This is a genomic window from Sinorhizobium sp. P24N7 (genome assembly GCF_042436655.1).
Taxonomy (GTDB): domain Bacteria; phylum Pseudomonadota; class Alphaproteobacteria; order Rhizobiales; family Rhizobiaceae; genus Sinorhizobium; species Sinorhizobium meliloti_A.
Window position 1 is genome coordinate 1 of record NZ_JBHMIW010000067.1, and the last position, 879, is coordinate 879.

Genomic DNA, 879 nt, shown 5'->3' on the forward strand with positions numbered 1-879 from the left:
AGGCGGCGGCCATGGCGGGCTGCGTTTCGCCGCCGGCGGCTACCCCGGCGTCGAGTGCGTCCAGCAGGCGTTCGGCGAAAAGCGACGCCTTCGATTCTTCGTAGCCGTGCACCATAGCCTCCGTAACATGCGGATTGGCCATGAAATTACCGGCCGAAATGCACGCGTCGCCTTCATGGGCGGTAGCGATCGATTGGATTTTCGGGCCGTTGAAGAAAGCTGTCCCTCCGTCGCGATCCACGGCTGCAAACTGTCGCAGGTCGGGGTGCTCGCTGCTGGATGCCAGGATCTCGAGGGTCTCACGCGCCGAAAAGTCCCGTGCCAGAAGATCCAGCCCCAGCGGCCCGCAACGAATATCGGTGCGATGCTGGGTCGCGACTGCCCCGACGCCGGCGCGCGCCCAAGCGCAGCGGTTGCCGACAGCGATACTGGAACTCGCCACCGCGATGCCGAACTGCCCGGTCGCCCGGTCGAGTGCTAAGAGGGAAAACGTCATGGATCCTCCTTGTGGTGTCCGCCACCTGCAATAACTCCTCGCACCTCGCGGCTGTCCCGAAAGCGATACCAGGGCAGGATCAGCCGGGCGAAGCGGGTGAGGAGGAAATGGAAGGGAAGGGGGTATGGCGGGGTCGGACGCAGGGCGAGGTCCTCGTCCGCGACGCCCTCCACGGCATCGGCCAGAACCGGCGCCATCGCGCAGGCCAGCGCCAGTCCGCGCCCGTTGCAGCCGACCCACGCGCAGAGCCCGTCGGGCCGGCGATGGAGATGCGGCAGCCGGTCGATGGTCATGGCAATCCGTCCACCACAGAAATATTGCATCGGCCTGTCCGGCAGTTCGGGAAAGAGCCGGGCGAGATGGCGCGCCACCCGCGCCGGCAG

2 protein-coding genes are annotated in these 879 nt (G+C 66.7%); both read right to left on the minus strand.

Annotation, left to right across the window (positions count from 1 at the left end; all coding sequences use genetic code 11):
• Positions 1–496, minus strand: a 496-nt coding sequence (locus tag ACFHWW_RS33910) for a DUF1028 domain-containing protein (protein WP_379943740.1), incomplete at its 3' end; no start/stop codon positions are given.
• On the minus strand, positions 493–879 hold a 387-nt coding region (locus ACFHWW_RS33915; protein WP_379943742.1), incomplete at its 5' end, for an FAD-dependent oxidoreductase. The genes ACFHWW_RS33910 and ACFHWW_RS33915, both read right to left, overlap by 4 nt.